We start from the raw sequence: 24,318 nt of genomic DNA, 5'->3' as shown, positions 1-24,318 counted from the left end.
ATGCTTGGGGTTTATTTAGGTAAGCATGCGCAAAACCAAATGGAACGCGATACCGCGCTTTCATTAATGGAAGTAACAAAAGATGCCATTAATCACCCGATGCTTGAGCTAGCAATGGCAAAAACACTGCTTGCTGAAAATCAGTTTAAAGCTGCACAAACACATCTTGCAGCGGCAAAAGTTAAATTTCCAGACAATACTGATATCGCATCCTTATTGAATAAAGTGCAATCGCTTTAATGAAAAAACGGATTTTAATTAAGCAGTTAACCTTTGCACTCATTGCACTAAATAGTGCGATGAGTGCACTAATGCTGATATTCATCACCTTTACCCCTTACCTCATTTACCTTTAAATGCTAGCCTTGTTTTGTCGGCTTAAAAGGAATAATTAAATTGAAAGAACAACAGCTTAAAGTACTTTTGATTGAAGATAATGTAGCGATTTCCAACAACATCGCCACATTTTTTGACAATCGAGACGCTGTAATGGACTTTGCTTATGATGGTGAACAAGGCGCTTCTTTAGCCCTTGCACATTTTTATGACTGCATTATTTTGGATATTGCTCTGCCGAAAAAAGATGGCTTAGCGGTTTGTCAGGAGCTGAGAAGTAAGGCAGAACGGCATATTCCGATTATTATGCTAACGGCGCGAGATACTTTAAGTGATAAAGTAACGGGCTTTGAGTTAGGAGCGGATGATTATCTAACCAAACCGTTTGAGTTAGAAGAGCTTTATTTACGCTGTTTGGCGATTACTCAACGGCATCAATCGCAAACTCAAAGCAAACAATTACAGCTGGGCAAGGATGAAACTGAGTTAGTGTTAGATTTTGCTAGCAAACGGGTACTGCGTGCAGGCGCTGAAATTCATCTGCAGCCGATAGGTTTTGCTATTTTACGCATTTTGATGGAAGCCTACCCAAGAGCGGTATCACGCTCAGAATTATGCGATAAAATTTGGGGCGATGAGCCAACTGATTCGGATGCGCTTCGTTCGCATTTTTATCAACTTAGAAAAGTGCTAGATAAGCCATTTGCAAAGCCGATTATCAAGACCATCCACGGTGTTGGGTTTAGTTTAACATTTTAAGAGATTGAGCTTGTGTTTACATTAATTAGAACGCGCATCATTGTATCGTTTATCAGCATTGCTCTGCTAGTTAGCACTTTGTTTATTGGTTTAGGTTTTATATTTTCATATGAAGTGGAAGATGGTTTTTTTCGCTTTATTTTAAATAGTGAAAAAGAACAAGTTGAATCGCAATTAGCCACAAACCAAACGGTCTCCACTCATTACCCTTTTGTCAGTTATGTTGCATCAATTGATGCATTACCACAGCCAATTTTTAGTCTGTTACAAGAAGAGCCCAATCGTATAGAGTTCTCAGGTGACGGTGACAAACATTACCATATTAAAGCGCTATCTTCCGGTTACTTGGTTGCCGAAGTGAGCGAGCAACTGATTGTGCGCAAAAATACAGGCGGTATGTTGGGCTTCGCATTATTTTTTGTCACCATCATTTTGTTAATAGTTCTATTGGTGGCGTGGCTATTAGCAAAGCGCATCACTAAACCAATTAAGGCGCTCGATCAGCTTATTTCAAATACCACATCAGACACCATGCCCGTTGGCTTTTCAGCACAGTTTAAACAAGATGAAATCGGCGTATTTGCCAAAGCGTTAGATAATGCGTTTATGCGTGTACGGCAGTTTATTGAACGGGAGCAAAACTTTACGCGTGATGCCTCCCATGAATTACGTACACCTATCGCAATTAGTGTAGGGGCAGTTGCGTTACTTAAAGAAACACCTCTTAGCCAAGAGCAACAGGTGCTTTTATCCCGTATTGAAAATGCGCAGCGTGATATGCAGCAATCAGTTTCGGGTTTATTGGCAATGGCTAGAGAGCATGATTATGAATTAAGCGACATTAAACTATTACCGCTGATTGAACAGGCTATTTTGTTGCATCATAAATTGATTGAAAATAAACCGATTGAGATTGAGGTGAATGTTGACTCAACTGCCACAGTAAACACGAATCATGATGCATTTAAAATGGTGTTAAGTAATTTAATTAGTAATGCATTTCATCATACTAATAAAGGCACAATTTTTATTGAATATGCCAAGAATCACTTAACAATTCGTGATTCGGGTAGTGGTATTGATAAGCAATTGCTCAACAAGGTGTTTGATGCTGGGGTTAAAAGCGACAGTAGTACCGGCCTTGGCTTTGGCCTTGCGATTGTAAAACGCTTATGCAAACGTTTAGCTATTGATATAACAGTCAGTTCAGATAAACAAGGCACGGTTTTTACCTTAAAATTGGCCAGTGACTAAAGAGCGCGGTAAATAATTAGTATTTCGTTTCTGTGTTCCCGTATACTTTGCCAATAAAATTATGCTGTAGGTTATTTATGAATATTTGGGTTGATGCCGACGCGTGTCCGGTTGTGATAAAAGAAATTCTGTTTCGCGCTGCTGAACGTACACAGATTATGACAACGTTTATAGCAAATCATAGCTTTCGTATTCCGCCTTCACGCTTTATCAAGCGACTGCAAGTAGAAAAGGGTTTTGATGTTGCTGATAATGTGATTGCCCAGCGCGTAGAGCCTGGTGATTTAGTGATTACTCAGGATATCCCTCTTGCCGACGAAGTGATCACCAAGCAAGCTATAGCCCTCACGCCACGCGGTGAGCTGTTAACGAGCAGCAATATTAAGTCGCGTTTAAATATGCGCGATTTTTTTGATACGTTGCGTGCCAGTGGTGTTGAAACCGGTGGCCCAAGTGCACTTTCTAATGCGGATAAAAAAGCATTTGCTGACGAGCTAGATAAAGCCCTTGCAAAAGCGCGCTAAGCAATAATATATAAAATCTAATACTTATAAGTAGCAATCATTTGCTAAACTAAGCTAGTCCCACTCTTTGCACTATACTTAGGGAGTTATAACTCCGAGGATGGTGCATCATGTTTTATGGTGTAGATAAAATAAATGCATTTGCACTTGCCATGTTAAACCAGGCCGAGCTGGATGACTTATTGTGGTCAATTGCACAAGGCGTGGGCGAGATTATGTCGTTTGATGATTGTGTGATTTATCTTCGCAATGAAGATAAATTGGTACAAATGGCAGCTTTTGGCATTAAAAACCCAAAAGATCGTGAGATTTTTGAGCGCATTGAAATCCCTGTAGGACAAGGCATTGTGGGTACGGTTGCTGAAACAGGCGTGGCTGAAATTGTCTCAGATACGCGCACTGACGCACGTTATATCAATGATCAATTCCAAGGACTTTCAGAGCTTGCAGTGCCGGTTATTTATGAAGGCAATACGATTGCCGTAATTGATTCGGAATCAAATAAAACTGACGATTATTCAGAATTTGAAATGGCGCTTTTACAGGTGATTGCCAATATTGCCGCACCACGTATTGCCTCAGCGCAATATCGCCTTGAATTACAACAAACCCAATTACGGTTAGAGCGCAGCAATAATGAGCTGCAAGAAAGTTTAGCGCAGTTAGCACATAATCAAACAATGATGATTGAGTCAGAAAAAATGGCAGCGCACCGCTTGGCTTTGCAATTAGTAATATCAATACCATTAACCATGATTATTTGCCTGAGATCACAACGCGTTTGAATACCCTAAAAAACGACCCATCTATAACTGAAGAATTAAAAAACGCGGTATTTGATGATGAGCTTAGCTTTATCTTAAGTGATTTAGACGAGCTGACAGCTGAAACGGTGAAAGGCCTTAATTCAGCCAAGCAAATTATGCTTGATTTAAAACGCTTTTCCCGTGGCGAATCTGATGTTCACGAACTTAGTGATATCAATAAAGGAATTCAATCAACGCTTAATATTTTACGCAATGAACTTAAAGACAATTGTAAGGTGCATTTAGCGCTAAACCCTTTACCGGAAACAACGGTGAATATGGGAAAACTTAACCAAGTGTTTATGAATCTGATTTTAAACGCAAAACAGTCGTTTGATTCGAAAGGGGATATTTATATCTCTACTAAAGTTCATGAAAATAATATTGTGATTACTATCAGGGACACGGGGTGTGGCATTCCAGAGGCTGATTTAAAAGACATATTTACCCCGTTTTATACCACAAAGCCAATCGGTGAGGGCACAGGGCTTGGCTTGGCAATTTGTTATCGCATTATTTGTGACGAACATAAAGGTAAACTGACGGTAACATCCAGTGATAAAGGCAGTGAGTTTACGATTTGCATTCCGTTTTCAGATCAGCACCAATTGCAAGCCTAGCCACAGTTTTAATTTAATTCTGCCTTTGTTAGCTTGATTGAGGCATGTCGGTTTTGTGGTTTTTTACCGAGCCATGTTCAGAAAGTAATGATAAAAAGTCCTTTTGGCTACTTGGTTTAGCAAACCAATAACCTTGTATTAATGTACATTCAAAGTCTTTCAGCCATTTCATTTGATCGCTCGTTTCAACACCTTCCGCAATGACTTCTAATTTTAAGCTTTGCCCCATTGCAATAATGGCTTTTGTTAATGCTTGGTTTTCTTGGTTGTGCTCAATATCACTGACAAAACTTCTGTCAATTTTTAGTTTATTTACTGGGAATTTTTTTAAATAACTGAGTGATGAATACCCAGTACCAAAATCATCAATGGCAATTTTTATTCCGCGCTCGGCGAGTTCGTTTAATTGCGCCATGGTTTTTTGGTCATTCTCGATAAATACGCTTTCGGTGATTTCTAAAATCAATTTTTCAGCAGGCAAACCGCTGTTAAGAAGGGCATTATCGATACTTTCGATAAAACCATCACGCTGAAATTGAATACTGGAAATATTGATACTGATACTTGGCGCATCACTATATAAGGTTTGCCAGTTAGCGGCAGTTTCGCATGCCGTGTTTAATACATATTCACCAATTTCAGCGATGAGCCCTAACTCTTCTGCGAGGTCAATAAAGTGAAAAGGTGACAACAAACCTTTCTCTGGGTGTTGCCAGCGTACAAGGGCTTCAGAGGCATAAATATGATTGTGCTCGGTATCAAAAATAGGCTGATAATGTACGGTAAATTGCTGTTGCTCAATCGCAATACGTAACTCACTTTCCAGTGCGCGGCGCTTAAGGGCTTTTTCATCCATTTCGGCGGTGAAAAACTGAAAGTTATTTTTACCATTTGCTTTGGCTTTATACATTGCGCTATCGGCTTTACGCATTAGTGTTTCAACATCCTTACCATCATTTGGGTAACTAGTGATGCCGATACTCGCTGAGACAAACCCTTGTGCGTTTTCGAGTTCGAACGGTCTGGCTATTGCGCTCTGTATTTTGCGCGCTACTTTATGAATATTAAATTCTTTTTTGTCTGTGGAAATAAGTACTGCAAACTCATCGCCACCTAAACGGGTGATAGTGTCAGACTTACGTAAGGTAGCGTTTAACCTTTGAGCTGTTTGTTTTAATAATACGTCGCCTTGGGAGTGACCTAAGGTGTCATTAACATGTTTAAAGCCATCTAAGTCAATAAACAAGAGTGTGACAAACGTATTGTCACGCTCCGCTTTATTAAGTGCTTGTTCAAAACGATCTAAAAATAAGTTTCTATTGGCAAGCCCGGTAAGCGAGTCATAGTTAGCTTGTTGGTATATCTTACTTTCTGCTTTTTTGCGTTTAGTAATATCACTAAAGAGCGCAACAAAGGCTTCAATCTCACCATCGTTGTCTCTAAGCGCTGTGATAGACAGCCACTCGTAATAAATTTCGCCATTCTTACGGCGATTACATACTTCACCTTGCCATTGATTGTTTTCATCTAGCTGGTGCTGCATATTTTGATAAAACGATTCATTTTGTAGGCCTGAACTTAAAATTTCAGGTGTTTTATTGATGACCTCATGGCTTTCATAGCCGGTGATTTTAGTAAACGCTTCATTTACTGCTTGGATTTTATAATGTTTATCACAAATCATCACCGCTTCGGTGGCGGTTTGGAACACAGTCGAGGTGAGTCGTAGCTGTTTTTCATCTTGTTTTTGTTTGGATATATCATCCAAAATTAACACATAACCACTTTGGCTGTTTTGCTTACTGTTAATTGGGTAAAGGTGTACACGTAAAAAAGTATTTCCTTGGTGAATAGATAACTTATCTACCCATGGTTGACGATGTTTGATGGCATTAGTAAAACGTGTTTGGTCGTCTACCAAATTGGGTAAAACTTCAAATACATTCTTACTCTTACTTATATTAGCAAACAGCGTTTTCATGCTGTGGTTGTTTTGATAAATAATATTGCCGTTATAGTCTGTGGTTATAATTGCCGATGGGCTTTGTTCTACAATTTGATTTAGTTCATCACTGCGTTTTTCAGCATTTCGTGCAATGCGCAATAAATAAGTTAAAAATAACGAAACGGTGATTAACGTAATGATGCCAGTCAAATACAGAGTATGCATTTTGTTGTTCTTATCTGTAATGGTTGCAAGTTGAGCGTCAACCATTTCTTCGAGGTTTTGTTGGTATTGCCAAATATCCGTTTGATACTGGCGTTGTTCCGAAATATCTTGAATGATGGAAAATAACATTGTTCTGCCAGCGTTTGTTATTGGGGTGGAGTAAACTTCGACGGTTTTAACATCGCCACTGGCAATTTGGTGACGAAAGATAAAATAATTGCGTTTTTGTAGCTGGGCGTTTTTACGCTCTTCTGCAACTTGTTCTTTAGTGAAGAGGTTTATTTCTTGAATTGATTTATTTTCGAGTACATCAATGGTGTAACCATAAAAATTCGCTGCGGCCTTATTGGCTTTGACAATTTCACCGCTTGCAGCATCGATTAGTAACATCACTGCGGTGTGGTCTTCAAAAATTTCACCAAATTGGCTATTTGCAGATAAACAAAAAGGCAAAAACAACAAAAAATAGACAACTAATGGCATGGCACACTATTTTGAAGCTAAAGTCGGTACATTATTAAACTATAGTCGCAATTATTGCAAGAAGTTGCTTAAATTTTTATAGGTTTAACAGTCAGTAAATCAGCATCTGGCGCCTGATAATCAGATGAAATAACGCTGTATAAAACTAAAAGAAGTCTTATACAGCGTAAAATTTAAGTTAATAAAGTTTTAATTTCTTCAAAAATGCTTGGGTCATCTATGGTTGAAGGGATATTTAACGTTTCGCCATCGACTAACTGACGTAAGTTTTTGCGCAAAATTTTACCCGAGCGTGTTTTTGGTAATCGCTCGACACAAAGAATATGCTTTAGGCAGGCAATCGCGCCAATTTTGCCGCGAATTGTGCCGATAATTTCTTGCTCAATTTCGCTAGAGGATATTGCTTCGCCGTCTTTCAGTACAATCATTGCCATTGGCACTTGGCCTTTTAATGAGTCGTTCACGCCAAATACAGCGCATTCGGCAACAGCGGGATGTGCAGCAACTATCTCTTCCATTTCACCAGTTGAAAGACGATGCCCTGCAACATTAATAACATCATCAGTGCGCCCCATAATGAACAAATAGCCGTCTTCATCGAGGTAGCCACCATCGCCTGTTAAAAAATAACCTTCATATTGGCTTAAATACCCTTCAGCATAACGCGCATCGTTTTGCCAAATAGTCGGTAAACACCCCGGAGGTAAAGGTAATTTTATAACCACCGCGCCACTTTCATTAGGCGCACATTGATTGCCATCCATATCTAAAATTTGCACATCAAAGCCAGGTGTGGCCACAGTTGCACTGCCTACTTTGGTTGGTAAAGATTCAATGCCAATCGGGTTACAGGCAATTGCCCAACCCGTTTCGGTTTGCCACCAGTGATCAAGCACTGGTAAGCCAGTTTTTTCCTGCAGCCAGTGATATGTCGGGGGGTCCAAGCGTTCGCCTGCTAAAAACAACCGTTTAAGGCTACTGGTATCGTATTCTTTAAAACCATTGGCCTCCGGATCTTCTTTTTTGATGGCACGAAATGCCGTTGGGGCGGTAAAAAGGGCGCTAACTTTATGTTCTTCAACAATACGCCAAAATGCACTGGCGTCTGGCGTGCGAATGGGTTTACCCTCATAAAGCACAGTTGCACAGCGATAAATAAGCGGTGCATAAACAATATATGAATGGCCAACGACCCAGCCAATATCGGATGCTGCCCAAAACACTTCACCGGGTTTCATGCCATACACTGTTTCCATACTGTAATGCATCGCCACTGCATGGCCACCGTTTTCTCTTACAACACCTTTAGGCGTACCTGTGGTGCCAGAGGTGTAAAGAATATACAAAGGATCTTCCGCACGAACTGGAGTTGGTGCAACGGGATTTGCCTCTTTTTCAACTAAATACCAATCAAGATCTCGTGGTGAGTGCATTGGCGCAAGTGCTTGCTCGCGCTGTAAAATGACGGTATTTGTAACTTGGTGTGTTGCCAATTCTATGGCTTCGTCAAGCATGGGTTTGTAAGGAATGACTCTGTCTATTTCGATTCCGCAAGAGGCACTTAAGATCACTTTTGGTTTTGCATCATCAATTCTGACTGCTAATTCATGGGCGGCAAAACCGCCAAATACAACAGAATGAATGGCACCTAGCCTTGCACAGGCTAGCATTCCAATCACGGCTTCTGGGATCATTGGCATGTAAATTACAACGCGATCGCCTTTTTCAACGCCCAAATCGGCCAATACGCCAGCGAAACGTGCCACTTTTTGGTGAAGCTCGAAATAGCTAAATGATTGTTTGGTATTGGTAACAGGTGAGTCGTAAATAAGTGCGGTTTCATCAGCAAAACCGTTTTCAATATGCTGGTCAAGTGCAAGGTAGCAGGTGTTGAGTTCACCGCCGGCAAACCAATGATAGCGGCCATTTTCATCTTGTTGGTATGCCGATGTTGGCGTTTTAAACCAAGGAATTCGCTTGCTTTGTGCTAGCCAAAATTCACACGGTTCCTGTTTGAATGCTGCATAAGCGTCGTTGTAATTGCCCGTCATATCAGGCTCCTAACTGTTTTTGTGAGAGACCTTACTAAAGGTAGGTTAATTTTAACATGAACAAAATTCGACCTTTGTCTGTTATCACCTTTGTCTGTAATCTAAGGAACGACACTTTTTTAAAAGATACACGCTATATAGAGCAAAAAGTTGGCAAAGATATAATTTATGTAATAATCAAACGCATTGAAATAAATAAGAAAATCAAATATGAAACGGATTTCGCTAATACTCTTATTGCTGCTTTTAGTTGGCTGTCAGCAATTTAAAAAGGCTAAAGAGCAGGCTGCTTTACTGACATCAATCGCCGAAATATCGGGAACGGTAAATACAAAACTTACAGGCTCTTCAGAAAATGTGAATTTGGTTGCAGCGGTGCTCATTAAAAACGGCGATGATTTTAAGGTCGAAAATCAAAAGACATTGGGTTCTAGTAATCAATTTCAGTTTTACTTAAAACCCGGGACTTACTATTTTGCTGTCTATCAAGATGATAACCACAATTTAGTTTACGATGAAGGTGAGCGCGCTATTGGTCATGTTGACGACTTTGGTACTTGGCAACCAATCGTGTTAAACGAAAAAGAAAAAAAGCACCTTACCTCACTGCGTTTCTCAACCCCACGAAACAAAAAACGTTTAGTAAAATACAATGACAATCAATCCATAAATCGTTTAGGCAAAGTAGTTAACTTAGCCGCCTCAGATTTTGATAGTGAAAACGTGGATTTGGGATTTTGGCATCCCATTGATTTTGTCAGCCAAGTCGATTCCGGTCTTTTTATGTTAAGTCCCTATCAAGAAAATAAAGAGCCATTAATTTTAATTCACGGCATTAAAGGTAATCCGCGCGAGTTTTCAGCCGTTATTGAAGCGTTTAAAAACAGTCAATATCAAATCTGGGTGCTGTATTACCCAAGTGGAGTTGGGCTTGGTATTGTGCGTGATTATTTAGTTGAAGGCGTAGATATTTTGCAAAAACGTCACGGTTTTGAACGTGTTTCCGTGTTAGCCCATAGTATGGGTGGATTAATCGCAAGAGGCTATTTATTAAAGCATCAAGAGCTTAAAAGTAATTACATTATAAATCAGTTTGCCACGGTGAATAGCCCGTTACTGGGCATGGAAAGTGCTGAAAAAGGCGTTAAAAACTCACCGATTGTGATTAATTCTTGGTACGACGTGGCATCCAATAGCGATTATGTAAAGACACTTAATGAACATACGTTGTCAGAGGCAATTAACTACTCCTTGGTGTTTTCATATAAAAGTGGCTACAGCGGTGATGGCGTAGTGTCATTGGCAAGTCAAATACCCATTAATATTCAGAAGGAAGCGAGTTCGATTAGAGGGTTTGAGGCGACTCATGCCGGTATTTTGCAGCAAAATGAGTTTGTTCAATTTATTAAGCGACAATTTAACGTGCCTGAAAAACGTTAATTTACGACATCATAAAACGTATACAATGCATAAACATGCTTTTAACGTGCCGTTAAAGTTTACAATTTGAACTAAAAATAATCGGATATTAGTCTAAATTACAGTTTCTTACGTTTTAGCATTGCTTCTTAGGCGCAGTTTTTTTATAGTTTCGCCTCATTTTCAAACAACATGGACGCACTTCACATGAAAATGGTGCTCTCTCATTTCAATTATTGGTGTAAAGCAAAGGATGATGCCCAGCTAACTAATACTGCTATTGAAATGTTAGATTCTTCGAGTAAAAGCCCTCAGTTAGAGTGGGTACCTGCAATGCAGCGCCGTCGTTTAAGCCATTATGCAAAAATGGCATTATTTGTTGCTGCAAAAAGTGCAAATACATATGAAGAAGAAATGCTTCCTGTTGTTTATGCTTCTCAGCACGGTGATTTTCATCGAACTTCCAGTATTTTAAAAGACTTGGCCGAAGGCGAAGTGATTAGCCCTACATCATTTGGTTTATCTGTGCATAATGCCGTTATTGGTCTTTATTCTATTTTGACCAAAAACCAACAACCAATGAACAGTATTGCGGCAGGTGAGAACACCTTATTAATGGCGTTGATTGAAGCCTATGTACAGCTTGATAACCCCACCGTTGATAAAGTATTAGTTGTGTATTGTGACCAACCACTGCCAACGGACTACGCACAATTTGACGAAAAAGACAGTGTTGATTTAGCGTGTGCATTTGTGGTGTCTAAACAGGCTGAAAACGGCATAAGTTTGACGTTATCACCTAGTGAAGAGAAAAATAATAGCGCTTTACAAGCTAAGCAACTGGTTGAGTTTCTGGCCACAAAACATGCAGGTGACAGTGTGGTATTAGGTTGTCAAAGTGCTTGGCAAATTACCATTGATGAGGTTAGACATTGTTAACAAAACTAGGACGGTTTTGGCGAATTATAGCAACCGGATTTTGCTTTTCTGTATTTGGCGTAGGTGGCTTGTTGGTGCCGCTTTTGGTGTTACCTATCCAATATGTGATTTATCGCGATAAACAAACGCGCCGAAAAGCGGCGCGCTACACCGTACATTTATTGTTTAAATTCTTTGTTGGATTAATGGGCTTTTTGGGCATATTCAAATTTTCCATCGCTGATAAAGAAAAGTTTGCCAAACTACAAGGCAAACTAGTGTTAGCCAATCACCCAACTTTGATTGATGTTGTGGTATTAATTTCGCTTATTCCAAACGCGGACTGTGTTGTTAAAGCACATTTATTTAGTAACCCATTTATGCGAGGTGTGATAAAATCCACCGGTTATATCAGCAATGATTGTCCTGATGGGTTATTAACAGATTGTGCGGCTTCGCTTGCCAGTGGTAATAACTTAATTGTGTTTCCTGAAGGGACGCGCACAACACCTGGGCAAGCACTAAAATTTAAACGCGGTGCGGCCAATATTGCGCTGCGCTGTCATGCTGAAATTGTGTCTGTGTTGATTCATGTATCACCTTCAACATTAACAAAGTCTGAAATGTGGTATGAGGTTGCGCCGACACAAGCAAAATTTGATTTAGCAATGACCAGACAACAATTGCAATTACCAGCCGTTGATACAGCAAAGTTAGCACAACAGGCACGAAGTTTTACCCGCGATATGCAGGCATTTTTTCAAGGAGAACTGGATACTTATGAGTGATTTAAAAACTAAAATCAAAAAACTCATTATTGAATCATTAGATTTAGAAGACATTACAATTGATGATATTGAAGACAGCGAACCACTTTTTATTGATGGTTTAGGTTTAGATAGCATTGATGCGCTAGAGCTTGGCCTAGCAATTAAAAAAGAGTTTGATATCAAAATCGATGCAAACTCAGAAGAAACAAAGCAGCACTTTGCGTCAGTAGATGCATTAGCTGCATTTATTGAACAAAACGCATAACAGCGGGTAAGTTATGAAAACACAACAAGAAATCTTCGCAGTATTAACTGATATCTTGGTGGAAGAATTTGAAATTGATCAGGATGATATCTCTTTAGAAGCCAATCTTTATCAAGATCTTGATCTGGACAGTATCGATGCGGTTGATTTAGTAGTAAAACTACGTGAAATCACGGGTAAAAAAATCGATCCCGAGGCGTTCAAGCAAGTTCGCACAGTGGAAGATGTAGTAAACGAAGTTAGTAAACTCGTTACTGAATAATTCCAATGACAAAAGCAATACTGAATACGCTTTTTATAAGCTTATTGCTTGCCTACCCAGTACTTATTTACTTTGGGTTGCAGCACTTTAGTTTGTCCAGTATTGCCCCTTTGCTGTTAATTGCCATTATTGGTCGTTACTTTTTTAGTAAATCGGCCAGTAACACCATGCCATGGCTGTTGCCTGCAACCTTATTGGGTAGTGTGTGTGTGTTACTTGCATGGCTACTCAATAACAGCAAAATCACGCTTTTTTATCCGGTATTGATTTCTGCCACTATGCTGGTCACTTTTGCCTATTCATTAGTCAAAGGGCCAAGTGTTATTGAAAGTTTTGCTCTGTTAGATGAAAAGCGAAAAGCTAAAGATAAAGAAAACGTCACATTACCATCGCATGTTGTCGCCTATACGCGCAATGTAACAAAAGTGTGGTGTGGATTTTTTAGTATCAACATTATCATCGCCACTTACACTATTTTGAGTGACGATATTGCGCTTTGGACCCTATATAATGGGCTTGTTGCGTATATTTTAATGGGATTATTGATGGCAGGTGAATTAATTGTTCGCCACTTTGCCAAAAAGCGCCATGGATTGCAGTCTTAATTTTTATGCCTACCGATAACGCATTTTTGAAAGAACATCAGTTACTCGCATCTCAAGTAAGCAGACTAAGTGCGGCACTAAAGCACCATAAACACACTTTTGGTGGCAATAGCTTAGTGCTTTACCATGCATCCAGCGAGGAGTTTTTAATCCGCTTGTTGGCAGCAGCTCATGCTGGGTTTGATATTATTTTTCCTGCAAATGGACAAGTTGAGAACATTGAAACTGCGAGCCTTGCTGCTGACTATGTTTTTGTTGATAGTTTTACTGGCAGCAAACAATTAAGCAAAGACATGTTAGTGTTGGATGTTGTAGACAACGCACATTCTGCAATTGAGCACATCACACTACCGCAAACAGGAAAGCTGACCTTTTATACATCGGGTTCCACTGGTTATGGCAAGCCAATTGAAAAACATTGGCAACATATCAACGCGGAATTAACAAATTTAAAGCACACCTTTAGTTTTGATAAGCCTTGCCAAATTATTGCAACCGTATCGCATCAACACATCTATGGCTTATTGTTTAAGTTGCTTTGGCCAGTGTTAGCAGGCTATAAAACGGAATTTACTTTTGTTGAATTTCCTGAGCAATTACAAATATTTATTGAAAAACAAAGCTCAGTGATTATTACTAGCCCAGCCTTTATCGACAGGCTAATTCGAGACAATGTACTAATTAATTGCAAAGCGAACATTCTTGGGATTTTTTCCTCGGGCGGACCGTTATCTAATGAAAGTGCAATTACGCTTTATAAACAGCTAGCTATTGGCGCAACGCAAATCTACGGTAGCACTGAAACCGGAGGCATTGCCTATCGCCAAGTCATCGCTGATAAGCCAACACCTTGGCAGTGCTTTAATGGCATCACGGTTGCCAATCATGAGCAGCAACTGGCAGTTCGTTCACCTTATTTTAATGATGATGTGTTTATTACCCAAGATATTGCTGAGGTGCTCGATGATGGTCAGTTTATATTGTCAGGGCGATTAGATCGCACCATTAAACTCGAAGAAAAACGGGTTAATCTTGATGCGTTAGAGCGCACATTATGCAGTGATAACTTTATTACCCATTGCAAAGTCATTTTATTAAAGAGTGGAAAGCGCCAACAATTAGGACTAGTGGCAGCATTAAGTGAAGATGGCTTTAGCGAATTGGATAAAAACGGTAAACTGGCACTCAATAAACACATAAAACGGGTTTTATCCGGGCGTTTTGAGGCGGTGTGCATGCCGCGAAAATTCCGTTACCTAAAAGAATTACCGGTAAATAGCCAAGGCAAATTGGTGTTTGCCGATTTGGAGAAATTGTTTGACTAAGCTGAAAGAGTCATTGCCTGAAGTACGAGCAATCGATACACAAGACGATAGTGTTAAATTAACTTTATGGGTGGATCGCGCCCTAGATTACTTTAATGGTCACTTCCCTGAAGCACCGATATTAGCGGGTGTGGTGCAATTAGATTGGGCGGTGAAATATGCTATTGAGCATTTTTCGTTAAGCTCTCATTTAGTTGAAAATGTTGAAGTATTAAAGTTTCAGGTGGTGATTGTGGCAAACTCCATGGTAGAACTTACGTTGACGAAAAAAAGCGACAATAAATTTACCTTTAGTTTTCATTCAGATCATGGTCAGCATTCGTCTGGCCGTGTTGTACTTCATAGTTAATAGTTATGCGCGCCTGTATTGTTATTCCTAACTATAACCACGTTGCTGTCATTAAAGATGTGCTAGCAGAGTTAAGCGGCTTGGCGCTGCCGATTATTATGGTAAATGATGGCTCATCAATAGAGGCATCAGAGGTGATGCGAGAGTGTGAAAAGAAGTTTGAATTACTCACTTTAATTGAGCATCAACACAATCAAGGCAAAGGTGGCGCGGTACAAACTGGTTTACTAAGCGCAGATAAACTTGGCTTCACCCATGCAATTCAAGTGGATGCGGATGGCCAACACGATTTAAACGACATTCAAACCTTGATAAATCTTGGTAAAGCCAATCCAACAAGCGTTATTAGCGGTCGCCCTGTTTATGACGAATCAGTACCAAAAGTGCGTTTATATAGCCGTTATATCACGCACTTTTGGGTATGGATTGAAACTTTGTCGTTTAGCATTAAAGACTCGATGTGTGGTTTTCGTTGCTATCCAGTGGCCGTAACAGCAGCGCTTTTACGTGATAAGCGTTTAGGCAAGCGCATGGACTTCGATATTGAAATTATGGTGCGTTTGTATTGGCGAGGTGTAAACAGTATTTTTATGCCTACTAAAGTGATTTACCCAGAAGGTGGCAGCTCACACTTTCGCGCCCTTGAAGATAATGTGTTAATCAGTTGGATGCATACCCGTTTATTCTTTGGCATGTTAGTGCGTATGCCTAAGCTTTTGTGGAGAAAGCTTAGTGGCTAAGCATTGGTCAACAATGCAAGAGCGCGGCACCTTACTTGGTATGCGTATTTTGCTCGGCTTTTACCGCTTGGTTGGACGCAAGGTGTTATGGCTAATGCTATTTCCTGTGGTGTTTTATTTTTACTGCACCGGTAAAACGCAACGAAAAGCCAGCATTGCTTTTTTAAACCAAGTGGAAAGCTACAAAGGGCAGCCTATTCGCGCTGGTTTTTGGCAAGGACTAACACATTTTTGTAAATTTGCTGATTCGGCTTTTGATAAAATAGATGCATGGCTTGGGCGCATTTCAATCGATGCAATTAGATACCAAAACCACCAAGAGTTCACCAAACTACAGCAAAGCAAGCAAGGCGCAATTTTTATTGGCTCTCACTTAGGCAACCTTGAAGTATGCCGAGCGCTAAGCCAAGGCCGTTATGCGGTAACCATAAATGTATTAGTGTTTACTCATCATGCAGTTGAATTTAATAAAGTGCTTAAGCAAATAAATAATGATGCGCAAGTTAATCTGATTCAAGTGACGGATATGAGTCCCACACTGGCTATTTTGCTAAAACAAAAAATAGAGCAAGGTGAAGTTATAGTAATCGTTGGCGATCGCACTAGCTCATCGGTAGCAGGAAGAGTAAACTATTGTAATTTCTTGGGTAAACCTGCGCCTTTTTCACAAGGGCCATTTATTTTGGCGAGTTTGTTAGAGTGCCCAGTATATTATTTATTTTGTTTAAAAACGGATAACCAGTATCAGGTTATTTTTGAAAAAGTTGCGGATAAATTAAAGTTTAACCGTAAAACCAGACAACAGGATTTACAAACAACCATTCAGCATTTTTCCGATAGGTTGGGGCATTTTGCCAGTGAATATCCTTATCAATGGTTTAATTTTTATGATTTTTGGACTGACGATAAACAAGTCAGTCGTGATTAGGTCGGAGTAAGAAGTGATTAATCAACAGCAAAAAAGGCCACTTATGTTTGGCCAAGGACCGCTTTCAATTGAAGATATTGTTGCGATAGCAAAAGGACATTCAGAGGCTAAGCTGTCGAATGATACTGACTTTACTCAGCGCATTGATGCAGGCGTTGCCTTTTTAGATAAGTTACTTGCCGAAGACGGCGTAATTTATGGTGTGACAACAGGCTATGGCGATTCAGTAACGCGCGCTGTACCTCTTTCATTAGTAAATGAATTACCACTGCATTTAACCCGTTTTCACGGTTGTGGATTAGGGGATGTGTTCACCAAAGAGCAAGGCCGTGCAATTTTAGCCACGCGTTTAAACTCATTAGCTCAAGGCTACTCCGGCGTTAGCTGGGATATGCTGTCGTTATTAAAAGAGTACTTAAATCACGATGTAGTGCCAGTTATCCCTCAAGAAGGTTCAGTGGGAGCAAGTGGTGATTTAACCCCACTTTCCTATGTTGCAGGTGCCTTAGTGGGCGAGCGCGATGTGTATTTTAATGGCGAAGTGGCAAATAGTGGTGATGTAATGAAAGCGCTGAACCTAACACCGCTCACCTTAAGACCAAAAGAAGGTCTGGCAATTATGAACGGCACAGCGGTAATGACCGCTCTTGCTTGCCTTGCATACAGCCGCGCAGAGTACCTTGTGAAATTAGCGACGCGTTTAACATCGCTTAGCAGTTTAGGTTTATTGGGTAACTCACACCATTTTGATGATATTTTATTCTCAGTAAAACCGCATGCTGGGCAACAACAAGTTGCTGCTTGGATCCGTGATGACTTGAATTATCATACTCATCCACGCAATGCTGATCGCCTACAAGACCGTTATTCTATTCGTTGTGCGCCGCACATTATTGGTGTGTTAGCTGATACCTTACCGTGGTTACGTCAGCTAATTGAAAATGAGTTAAATTCTGCAAACGATAACCCAATTATTGATGGTATTGGCGAGCACGTGTTACACGGTGGACATTTTTACGGTGGTCATATTGCAATGGCAATGGATACCTTAAAAACAGCGGTAGCCAATTTAGCAGATTTAGCTGATCGTCAAATCGCATCACTTGTTGATAGTAAATTTAATAATGGCTTACCGAGCAATCTGTCAAATGGTGATCCTGAGCGTCAATACATTAATCACGGTTTTAAAGCGGTGCAAATTGGCGCATCTGCCTATACAGCGGAGGCATTAAAACTCACCATGCCGGCTAGTGTGTTTTCGCGTTCAACCGAATGCCATAACCAAGATAAAGTCAGCATGGGCACAATTGCTGCGCGTGATGCACTACGCGTTATTCAACTAACTGAGCAAGTACTTGCAAGCACATTACTTGCGTCAATTCAGGCACTACGAATCAGAAAAGAGCGCGGCGAAGTAGATTCTGATAGTTTGGCAAATGGCCTAATGGACATGTATAACGACATTACGGGTTATTTCCCGAACCTTGATGAAGATCGCCCATTAGAGCGCACCTTACGCGACACGATTGATGCGATTCAACAACAAAAGTGGAAGTTATATGGATAGTCGCGGAGCGATTTTAACAAAACACGTTGAGATTGATGTGCCATTTCATGACTGCGACCCAATGCAGGTGGTTTGGCATGGTAATTATGCGCGTTATTTTGAGGTAGCGCGCTGTGCACTGTTACGTGAATTTGATTACGACTATGATGAAATGGCTGAGTCTGGTTATATGTGGCCAATTATCGATATGCGTTGTAAATACATCAAACCAGCACGTTTTCGTCAGACAATTGTGGTCTCTGCTTATTTAAAAGAATATGAAAACCGTTTAAAAATTGATTATGTCATCAGCTGTAAAGAGAGCGGTGCAAAACTGACAAAAGGGTATTCAGTTCAAGTAGCGGTGAGTATTAGTGATGGCGAAATGCAATATGTTAGCCCGCCAGCACTGATAGAAAAACTAGCAAAGGTGATAAATGCGTAGTGTATTGATGTTGCTTGTGTGTGTTATGTCTCTAGCGGTTAACGCAAAGGACACTATGACTGAGGCATTTGAAACATTATCTTTGGTGAAGCAAACGGAAGTATTTGGCGAATTTGAGCAGCGCAAAAAAATAAAAATACTCAAAAATAGCCTGGTATCAAAAGGTGTTTTCAATGCCAACAACACAGGGTTTGTATGGCAACAAGTCTCACCGGTTGCATCCATTATTCGCATGGACGACAGTGGCGTTTATAGCGAAGATCACCTTGGTACCACAAGCAAAATGAATAACGCAGATATGTATATTCCGTTATTACAAGCTTTGTTACTGCAAGACCCAAAGCTACTGTCTAATTACTTAAGCGTTAATAATGTGGATAGCGATTGCATGGGCTTAACAGCAAAAGCACCGTTAGATCAGGTTTTCAGTGAAGTGCGTTTGTGTGGGCAAGGAACAATTTCTAAGCTTGTTTTGCGTGAGACAGCAGGGCATGTTACAGAGATAAATCTAAGTTATGGTCAAGCAAACTAATCCAAACGTGCTACGTTATGGCTATGCACTTGCATTTGTGTTGCTTGCATTTGCGTGTATCACAACTATTGGCGTTCGTTTTCAACAAGGCTTAACGCAATTTAGCAGCGATATTTTAGCCGTTGTGCCAAGTGCAGCACAGCTCGAATCTCCTTCGCTTAAAGACGCAAAAAATACCATTCAACAACGTTCCTCAAGCCAATTAGTATTTAGCAGTAATAATAAGTTAGCCATTGAGGCTTTGACGAATGCCTTAAAATTTAAATCGACTTTAACCTATATTGCCCCACCAGATATAGCACTTGATGAAGTAGTGGATTTTTACTCTCGCTATCCGGGCAGTTTGATGGCCAGTAATTATCCAAGCCAAGTGTCTGAGCCAAGAGAACTTCTTAATTACACTTTGGCTGAACTAACAAAACCAGACAGTACTTTAAGCGCAAGTTCCCTTGAAAATGACCCAACATTAGCCCTAGCAAGCTTTTTAAATACGGTGTCTCAGATTGGTGGTCTGCAGCAAGAAGATGGCATATATAAAAAGGCGTTAAACACAAAACATATGCTGGGGTTTAATCAAGAACAAACCCAATCGACGTTTTATTTTGTTCGTTTTATGTTAAGTGAGAATGGCGCGGATTTCTCACAGAGCATTCAATTAACCGAAGACATTAAAGAGATAATAAAAAAAATAGAAAGCGACTTTAATAGCGCTATTTATTACTCAGGTTTTGCTTTTCACGGCAGTGAAAATGCACAGCAAGCAGAGTATGAAATCTCAACTTTTGGTTTGATTAGCTTGTTTTCTGTTACCTTGTTGGTGTTTGTGTTCTTTCGCAACTTAACCGTCGTTGGATTAATGTTTGTCACTATTTTTAATGCCTGTTTATGGGGCATGACGGCGTTAGTGATGGCTTTTGATACCGTAGAGTTAATCGGTTTAGTTTTTTCAATCACCTTAATTGGTGTGGCGATTGATTATTTGTTTCACGTGCTCTGCGCTGAAAAGGTTTCTATTACAACGAGTTTAGTACTTGGTTTTATCACCACAGCTGCTGGGTATGCGCTTTACAGCTTCTCGCCGATGGCGTTATTACAGCAAGTTGCTGTGTTTATGATTTTTGGTTTACTTGGCGCACTAATGTTTGCGCTTTATTGCCAAAAGTTTATCGTTTTAAATATCACAATGCCGCGTATTATTTGGGCCGACAGTTTCGAATTAATTAATCGCTATAAGGCGAAAATACTCGGCTTAGCAGTCTTTTTAGTTGCTGTTGGCTTGATGTTAAAACCCATTATTCATCAAGATGATGTTACGGTTTTAAGTGGCACAAGTGATGAGTTAAAGCGCAATGAATCACTTAATTTAGCACTCTTTGGTCAAAGTGATAAGCATCACTTTTTAGTTGTTGGCAGTTCAATGCAAGATGCATTAGAAAAACAAGAGGCCATCAATGCATGGGTAAAAACACATGCAGAGACAGTAAAAGTACAAAGTTTAGCAAACTATTTACCGTCGTTATCGTCACAACAGGCGACATACTCAACGCTAACTAATAAAGTAGCATCAGGGCACTATAGCGATGTAAGTAATGCCTTAGGGATTAATGTTAGCCTGCAAAACTATTCACCGCTGACAGTAAGTGAATTTGAAAGTTCGCCATTAGCACAATTATCAGAAGTACATAAAGTGGCACAAAATGAGGCTGCGACAGTGCTTTGGTTTAATAGTGATATGTTACCTAAGCAAACGTTACAGCAGTTAACCGAAACCCATTCATCTTTTTTATATTTACTTGATAAACGTCAAGAAATTTCTGATGCATTAGGTCATTATCGCACTACAGTGATGGGGTTGATGGTGCTCAGCGCTTTGGTTGCGATGATTGTAATGGCACTTCGTTTTGATTTTGCGACGGCACTTTTGTCTGGGCTGATTATTTGTGTAGTTACCGTATGTGCTTTATTGCTATCAAGTTGGTTACAAAGTGCGGTTAACTTATTTAACTATCTCGCGACAATTTTAATTTTAGCGCTAGCAATTGATTACCTTATTTTTTATCGTAGTAAAGGGTTATGTCAAAGTAACTTGCAAGCGATAAGTTTATCATTGTGTTCATCTTGTTTGGTGTTTGGCATCTTAATTTTTAGCAAAACGCCAGCAGTATTTAGTTTTGGTTTGACCTTAGTGATAGGGTTGGTGAGTCTTTACTTTTTGGCTCCCTGTATTGTCAAGGAAAGGAAATGAAGGTAGAAAAGGTTGACGTAGTTGTTATTGGCGCAGGTCCTTCTGGTGCCGTTGCAAGTAGTTTGTTAAATAAACAAGGAAAGCAAGTTATTGTACTTGAACGAGAAACGTTTCCACGTTTTTCTATCGGGGAAAGCTTATTACCGCAGTGCATGACGTATTTAGCCGAAGCGGGTTTAGTTGATAATTTACATGAAAAAGCGGATGCCCTTGGTTTTCAGTTTAAAAATGGTGCGGCTTTCGAAAAATCAGGTGAACACACCTTTTTTGACTTTACCGATAAGTTTACTGAGGGACCGGGCACGACCTATCAAGTTAAACGTGCAGACTTTGATAAATTACTTGCCGATGGCGCGGCAAAGCAAGGTGTTATCATTCGTTACCAACACACAGTGTTAGAGGTAACAGAGCATGCTGAATTCATGCGTTTAATGGTGATTGATGACAGTGGCGAAACATACACTATCGAAGCAAAATTTGTATTAGATGCGAGTGGCTTTGGCCGTGTACTACCGCGTTTACTCGATTTAGAAAAACCGTCAAAATTTCCTGTGCGTAGTTCATACTTCACCCATGTTGAAGATAACATTGATGACGCTAACTTTGATCGCAATAAAATTTTAATCACTGTACACCCTAAGCATCCTGATGTGTGGTATTGGCTTATTCCGTTCTCAGATGGCACTGCAAGTGTCGGTGTAGTAATTGAACCAAGTAAAGTCATTAGTCCAGAGCGTGAACACGATGCCATTTTATTTGATTACATTAATCAAGTGCCTAATTTGTCGCGCTTACTTAAAAATGCTAAAGCCATTGCACCTGCAAGGCAAATAAAAGGTTACTCTGCGGATGTTACCCGTTTGCACGGTGAGCGTTTTGCTCTGTTAGGCAACGCAGGTGAATTCTTAGACCCTGTTTTCTCAAGTGGTGTAACAATTGCACTTCGTTCAGCATGTTTAATTGCGCCAGTAGTCAATGACTTACTCGAAGGGAAAGAGGTTGACCTTGAAAATGACTATGCAAAACCTTTAAAACAAGGTGTCGATTGTTTTAAAACCTTTGTTACTGCGTGGTATGACGGTCGTTTCCAAGATGTTATTTTCCACAAAGAACAAGATCCGCAGATAAGGCAAATGGTGTGTTCGATTCTAGCGGGCTACGCGTGGGATACTAGTAATCCGTATGTCGCACAAAGCGAACGCCGTTTAGACGTTTTAGCGAAGTTATGCAAAGAGTATCAATAGCCTTACTGGCAGTTTGTATCGCATTACTTATAGGTTGTTCAAGTGTGCATTCACCCGAGCGTGTGCCACTTGACGACTTTGTTAGTTATCAATTACAAGCAGTACCGGATAATTGGCCAATACAATCTTCATTACAACTGGTTACGGTAACACGCGAAAACCAGCAACAATCACTGTTGTTGCAAAGTGAGTTACAGGGAGAGCAGCTGAATTTCGCTGCATTAACACCGCAAGGGATCAGTTTGTTTTCAATGTCACTATTAAAAGATGGTAGCTATACGCTGGAAAAACATATTCCAGGTTTAGCATTATATCCAAGCCATATGTTGGCAGATATGCAACTTGCCAGTTGGCCAATTAGCACAATAAACAAAGGGTTAGATGGGGCGCTTGTAAAAGCGAGCAAACAACAGCGCATAGTTGCCGATACAAACGGTCAGCTTATGGTTATTTCATACGCTGACAATAAAATCACTATCAACCATTTGCGTCGTCACTACACAATCACGATTGAAGAGATTAAAGAATAATGGCAGTAGCGTTAAACGATTTAGGACTCATCTGCAGCCTAGGTAATAACAAAGAAAGTGTAATGGCAGCACTATGTGACCCAAAGCTGTCGCAGCAAAATGTGCTTTCACCCTTTGCCAAAACTGGCAATGATGGGACAGCCTTTTTAGTGGGTGCTGTGAAAGCAGAGTTACCTGAAATAGCGGACTCTTTTTTTAATACTCGCAACAATCAATTGCTATTATCCGCTTACTTGCAGATTGAGAAAACCTTTAAAGCGCTTTGCAAAGACGTTGCAAAATCGCGTATTGCCATTGTGCTTGGCACCAGTACAAGTGCTATTAGCGAAGGTGAAAGCGCTTATAAAGTATTCTCAGACACAGGGAAATACCCTGATCAGTTTGATTATCGTCAGCAAGAATTACATGCACCAAGTGAATTTTTAGCGCACATAACCGGTGCGAAAGGGCCTTGTTATACTATTTCTACTGCTTGTAGCTCTAGCGGCAAAGCACTTGTTAGTGCAAAAGGGCTATTACAATCAGGCATTGCTGACATTGTGTTATGTGGTGGTGTAGACAGTTTATGTGAAATGACGCTTAACGGCTTTAAAGCGCTTGAGTCGACAGCAGAGCGCTATTGTAAACCATTTAATGCAGGTCGAGATGGCATTAATATTGGTGAAGCCGCAGCACTTTTTGTGATGACTAAAGAGAGCAGCAAAGCGCATTCAGCAATACAGCTTTTAGGCGCTGGTGAAAGTTCTGATGCATATCATGTCTCTGCACCAGAGCCATCGGGTCGCGGGGCAATTGCAAGTATGTCTAAAGCACTTACTGATGCAGGGCTAAACGCAACAGATATTGATTACATTAACGCACACGGTACTGGCACACCTAAAAACGATGAAATGGAAGCAAATGCAATTAATGCACTTGGTTTTGACTGTATGGTTAGTTCAACCAAAGCGCTTACCGGCCATACATTAGGGGCCGCAGGCGCACTTGAAGCTGGGCTGTGTTGGTTGCTGCTAAGTGATTTAAATAGCGAAAATATGTTGCCTGAAAATCACCCGAGTGCCGAATTAGATGAAAAACTTGCAGCAATTAAACTCGCAGCTGGTCAAACTTCTGGTAAAATAGGGCGCTGTTTATCTAATTCGTTTGCCTTTGGTGGCAACAACGTATCGCTAATTTTTGGAAAATAGCACAA

The 24,318-nt window shown here is 40.3% G+C and carries 25 protein-coding genes; 23 read left to right on the top strand and 2 right to left on the bottom strand.

Annotation, left to right across the window (positions count from 1 at the left end):
* The 6 genes from ON073_RS08260 to ON073_RS08235 all read left to right on the top strand — a co-directional run bounded on the left by ON073_RS08260 (nt 1) and on the right by ON073_RS08235 (nt 4,299).
* Entirely contained in the window at nt 1-240 is a 240-nt protein-coding gene (locus ON073_RS08260; protein ID WP_274761411.1) for a hypothetical protein, read from the top strand.
* 156 nt (nt 241-396) lie between these two features.
* Nucleotides 397-1,095 (top strand): response regulator transcription factor, encoded by a 699-nt coding sequence (locus tag ON073_RS08255; RefSeq protein WP_274761410.1) that lies wholly within the window; start codon nt 397-399, stop codon nt 1,093-1,095.
* A gap of 12 nt (nt 1,096-1,107) precedes the next feature.
* Nucleotides 1,108-2,349, top strand: a complete 1,242-nt coding sequence (locus ON073_RS08250) for a sensor histidine kinase (RefSeq protein WP_274761409.1) — start codon at nt 1,108-1,110, stop codon at nt 2,347-2,349.
* A gap of 77 nt (nt 2,350-2,426) precedes the next feature.
* Nucleotides 2,427-2,873 carry a YaiI/YqxD family protein gene (locus tag ON073_RS08245; RefSeq protein ID WP_274761408.1) on the top strand — a complete coding sequence of 149 codons (447 nt, stop codon included), beginning with the start codon at nt 2,427-2,429 and terminating at the stop codon, nt 2,871-2,873.
* A gap of 110 nt (nt 2,874-2,983) precedes the next feature.
* Nucleotides 2,984-3,658, top strand: a complete 675-nt coding sequence (locus ON073_RS08240; RefSeq protein WP_274761407.1) for a GAF domain-containing protein — start codon at nt 2,984-2,986, stop codon at nt 3,656-3,658.
* Nucleotides 3,655-4,299: a sensor histidine kinase gene (locus ON073_RS08235; protein ID WP_274761406.1), complete on the top strand. Its 645-nt coding sequence runs from the start codon at nt 3,655-3,657 to the stop codon at nt 4,297-4,299. Before ON073_RS08240 ends, ON073_RS08235 begins: the two co-directional genes overlap by 4 nt.
* A gap of 28 nt (nt 4,300-4,327) precedes the next feature.
* Here the strand turns inward: ON073_RS08235 and ON073_RS08230 are convergent, their stop codons facing one another.
* Nucleotides 4,328-6,952, bottom strand: a complete 2,625-nt coding sequence (locus ON073_RS08230; protein WP_274761405.1) for an EAL domain-containing protein — start codon at nt 6,950-6,952, stop codon at nt 4,328-4,330.
* Between the two features lie 173 nt (nt 6,953-7,125).
* The gene (locus ON073_RS08225; protein ID WP_274761404.1) at nt 7,126-9,003 is read right to left on the bottom strand and encodes a propionyl-CoA synthetase; all 1,878 of its coding nucleotides are present in this window, start codon (nt 9,001-9,003) and stop codon (nt 7,126-7,128) included.
* Nucleotides 9,004-9,213: 210 nt separating this feature from the next.
* Here ON073_RS08225 and ON073_RS08220 point away from each other — a divergent pair, with 210 nt between their 5' ends.
* The 17 genes from ON073_RS08220 (at nt 9,214) to ON073_RS08140 (ending at nt 24,313) form a co-directional block, all read left to right on the top strand.
* Complete coding sequence (locus ON073_RS08220) at nt 9,214-10,443, top strand: lipase family alpha/beta hydrolase (protein WP_274761403.1); 1,230 nt, start codon at nt 9,214-9,216, stop codon at nt 10,441-10,443.
* Nucleotides 10,444-10,629: 186 nt separating this feature from the next.
* Nucleotides 10,630-11,361: a beta-ketoacyl synthase chain length factor gene (locus ON073_RS08215; protein WP_274761402.1), complete on the top strand. Its 732-nt coding sequence runs from the start codon at nt 10,630-10,632 to the stop codon at nt 11,359-11,361.
* Nucleotides 11,355-12,128 (top strand): lysophospholipid acyltransferase family protein, encoded by a 774-nt coding sequence (locus ON073_RS08210; RefSeq protein WP_274761400.1) that lies wholly within the window; start codon nt 11,355-11,357, stop codon nt 12,126-12,128. Before ON073_RS08215 ends, ON073_RS08210 begins: the two co-directional genes overlap by 7 nt.
* Nucleotides 12,121-12,375, top strand: coding sequence for a phosphopantetheine-binding protein (locus tag ON073_RS08205; protein WP_274761399.1), 255 nt, complete (start codon nt 12,121-12,123; stop codon nt 12,373-12,375). Before ON073_RS08210 ends, ON073_RS08205 begins: the two co-directional genes overlap by 8 nt.
* A 13-nt stretch (nt 12,376-12,388) precedes the next feature.
* The gene (locus ON073_RS08200) at nt 12,389-12,637 is read left to right on the top strand and encodes an acyl carrier protein (protein ID WP_274761398.1); all 249 of its coding nucleotides are present in this window, start codon (nt 12,389-12,391) and stop codon (nt 12,635-12,637) included.
* A gap of 5 nt (nt 12,638-12,642) precedes the next feature.
* On the top strand, nt 12,643-13,242 hold the full coding sequence (locus ON073_RS08195) for a COG4648 family protein (protein WP_274761397.1): 600 nt from the start codon (nt 12,643-12,645) through the stop codon (nt 13,240-13,242).
* Between the two features lie 5 nt (nt 13,243-13,247).
* Nucleotides 13,248-14,567 (top strand): AMP-binding protein, encoded by a 1,320-nt coding sequence (locus tag ON073_RS08190; RefSeq protein WP_274761396.1) that lies wholly within the window; start codon nt 13,248-13,250, stop codon nt 14,565-14,567.
* Nucleotides 14,560-14,916 carry an ApeI family dehydratase gene (locus tag ON073_RS08185; protein WP_274761395.1) on the top strand — a complete coding sequence of 119 codons (357 nt, stop codon included), beginning with the start codon at nt 14,560-14,562 and terminating at the stop codon, nt 14,914-14,916. The genes ON073_RS08190 and ON073_RS08185 overlap by 8 nt, the downstream gene beginning before the upstream one ends.
* A 5-nt stretch (nt 14,917-14,921) precedes the next feature.
* Entirely contained in the window at nt 14,922-15,656 is a 735-nt protein-coding gene (locus ON073_RS08180; protein ID WP_274761394.1) for a glycosyltransferase family 2 protein, read from the top strand.
* A 13-nt stretch (nt 15,657-15,669) separates the two neighbouring features.
* Complete coding sequence (locus tag ON073_RS08175) at nt 15,670-16,584, top strand: LpxL/LpxP family acyltransferase (protein ID WP_274761427.1); 915 nt, start codon at nt 15,670-15,672, stop codon at nt 16,582-16,584.
* Nucleotides 16,585-16,627: 43 nt separating this feature from the next.
* On the top strand, nt 16,628-18,151 hold the full coding sequence (locus tag ON073_RS08170; RefSeq protein ID WP_274761426.1) for an HAL/PAL/TAL family ammonia-lyase: 1,524 nt from the start codon (nt 16,628-16,630) through the stop codon (nt 18,149-18,151).
* Complete coding sequence (locus ON073_RS08165) at nt 18,144-18,575, top strand: acyl-CoA thioesterase (protein ID WP_274761393.1); 432 nt, start codon at nt 18,144-18,146, stop codon at nt 18,573-18,575. The genes ON073_RS08170 and ON073_RS08165 overlap by 8 nt, the downstream gene beginning before the upstream one ends.
* A complete protein-coding gene (locus ON073_RS08160; protein WP_274761392.1) occupies nt 18,568-19,107 on the top strand; it encodes an outer membrane lipoprotein carrier protein LolA in 540 nt (179 codons plus the stop codon). The genes ON073_RS08165 and ON073_RS08160 overlap by 8 nt, the downstream gene beginning before the upstream one ends.
* Nucleotides 19,091-21,352 (top strand): hypothetical protein, encoded by a 2,262-nt coding sequence (locus tag ON073_RS08155; RefSeq protein ID WP_274761391.1) that lies wholly within the window; start codon nt 19,091-19,093, stop codon nt 21,350-21,352. Before ON073_RS08160 ends, ON073_RS08155 begins: the two co-directional genes overlap by 17 nt.
* Complete coding sequence (locus ON073_RS08150; RefSeq protein ID WP_274761390.1) at nt 21,349-22,596, top strand: NAD(P)/FAD-dependent oxidoreductase; 1,248 nt, start codon at nt 21,349-21,351, stop codon at nt 22,594-22,596. The genes ON073_RS08155 and ON073_RS08150 overlap by 4 nt, the downstream gene beginning before the upstream one ends.
* On the top strand, nt 22,578-23,126 hold the full coding sequence (locus ON073_RS08145; protein WP_274761389.1) for a DUF3261 domain-containing protein: 549 nt from the start codon (nt 22,578-22,580) through the stop codon (nt 23,124-23,126). The genes ON073_RS08150 and ON073_RS08145 overlap by 19 nt, the downstream gene beginning before the upstream one ends.
* Nucleotides 23,126-24,313, top strand: coding sequence for a beta-ketoacyl-ACP synthase (locus ON073_RS08140; RefSeq protein ID WP_274761388.1), 1,188 nt, complete (start codon nt 23,126-23,128; stop codon nt 24,311-24,313). Before ON073_RS08145 ends, ON073_RS08140 begins: the two co-directional genes overlap by 1 nt.
* Nucleotides 24,314-24,318: the final 5 nt, after the last annotated feature.

Source organism: Pseudoalteromonas sp. G4 (assembly GCF_028875915.1).
Taxonomy (GTDB): Bacteria; Pseudomonadota; Gammaproteobacteria; order Enterobacterales; family Alteromonadaceae; genus Pseudoalteromonas.
Note: the sequence above shows the minus strand (reverse complement) of the source record. Positions and strands in the feature narration are given on the sequence as shown.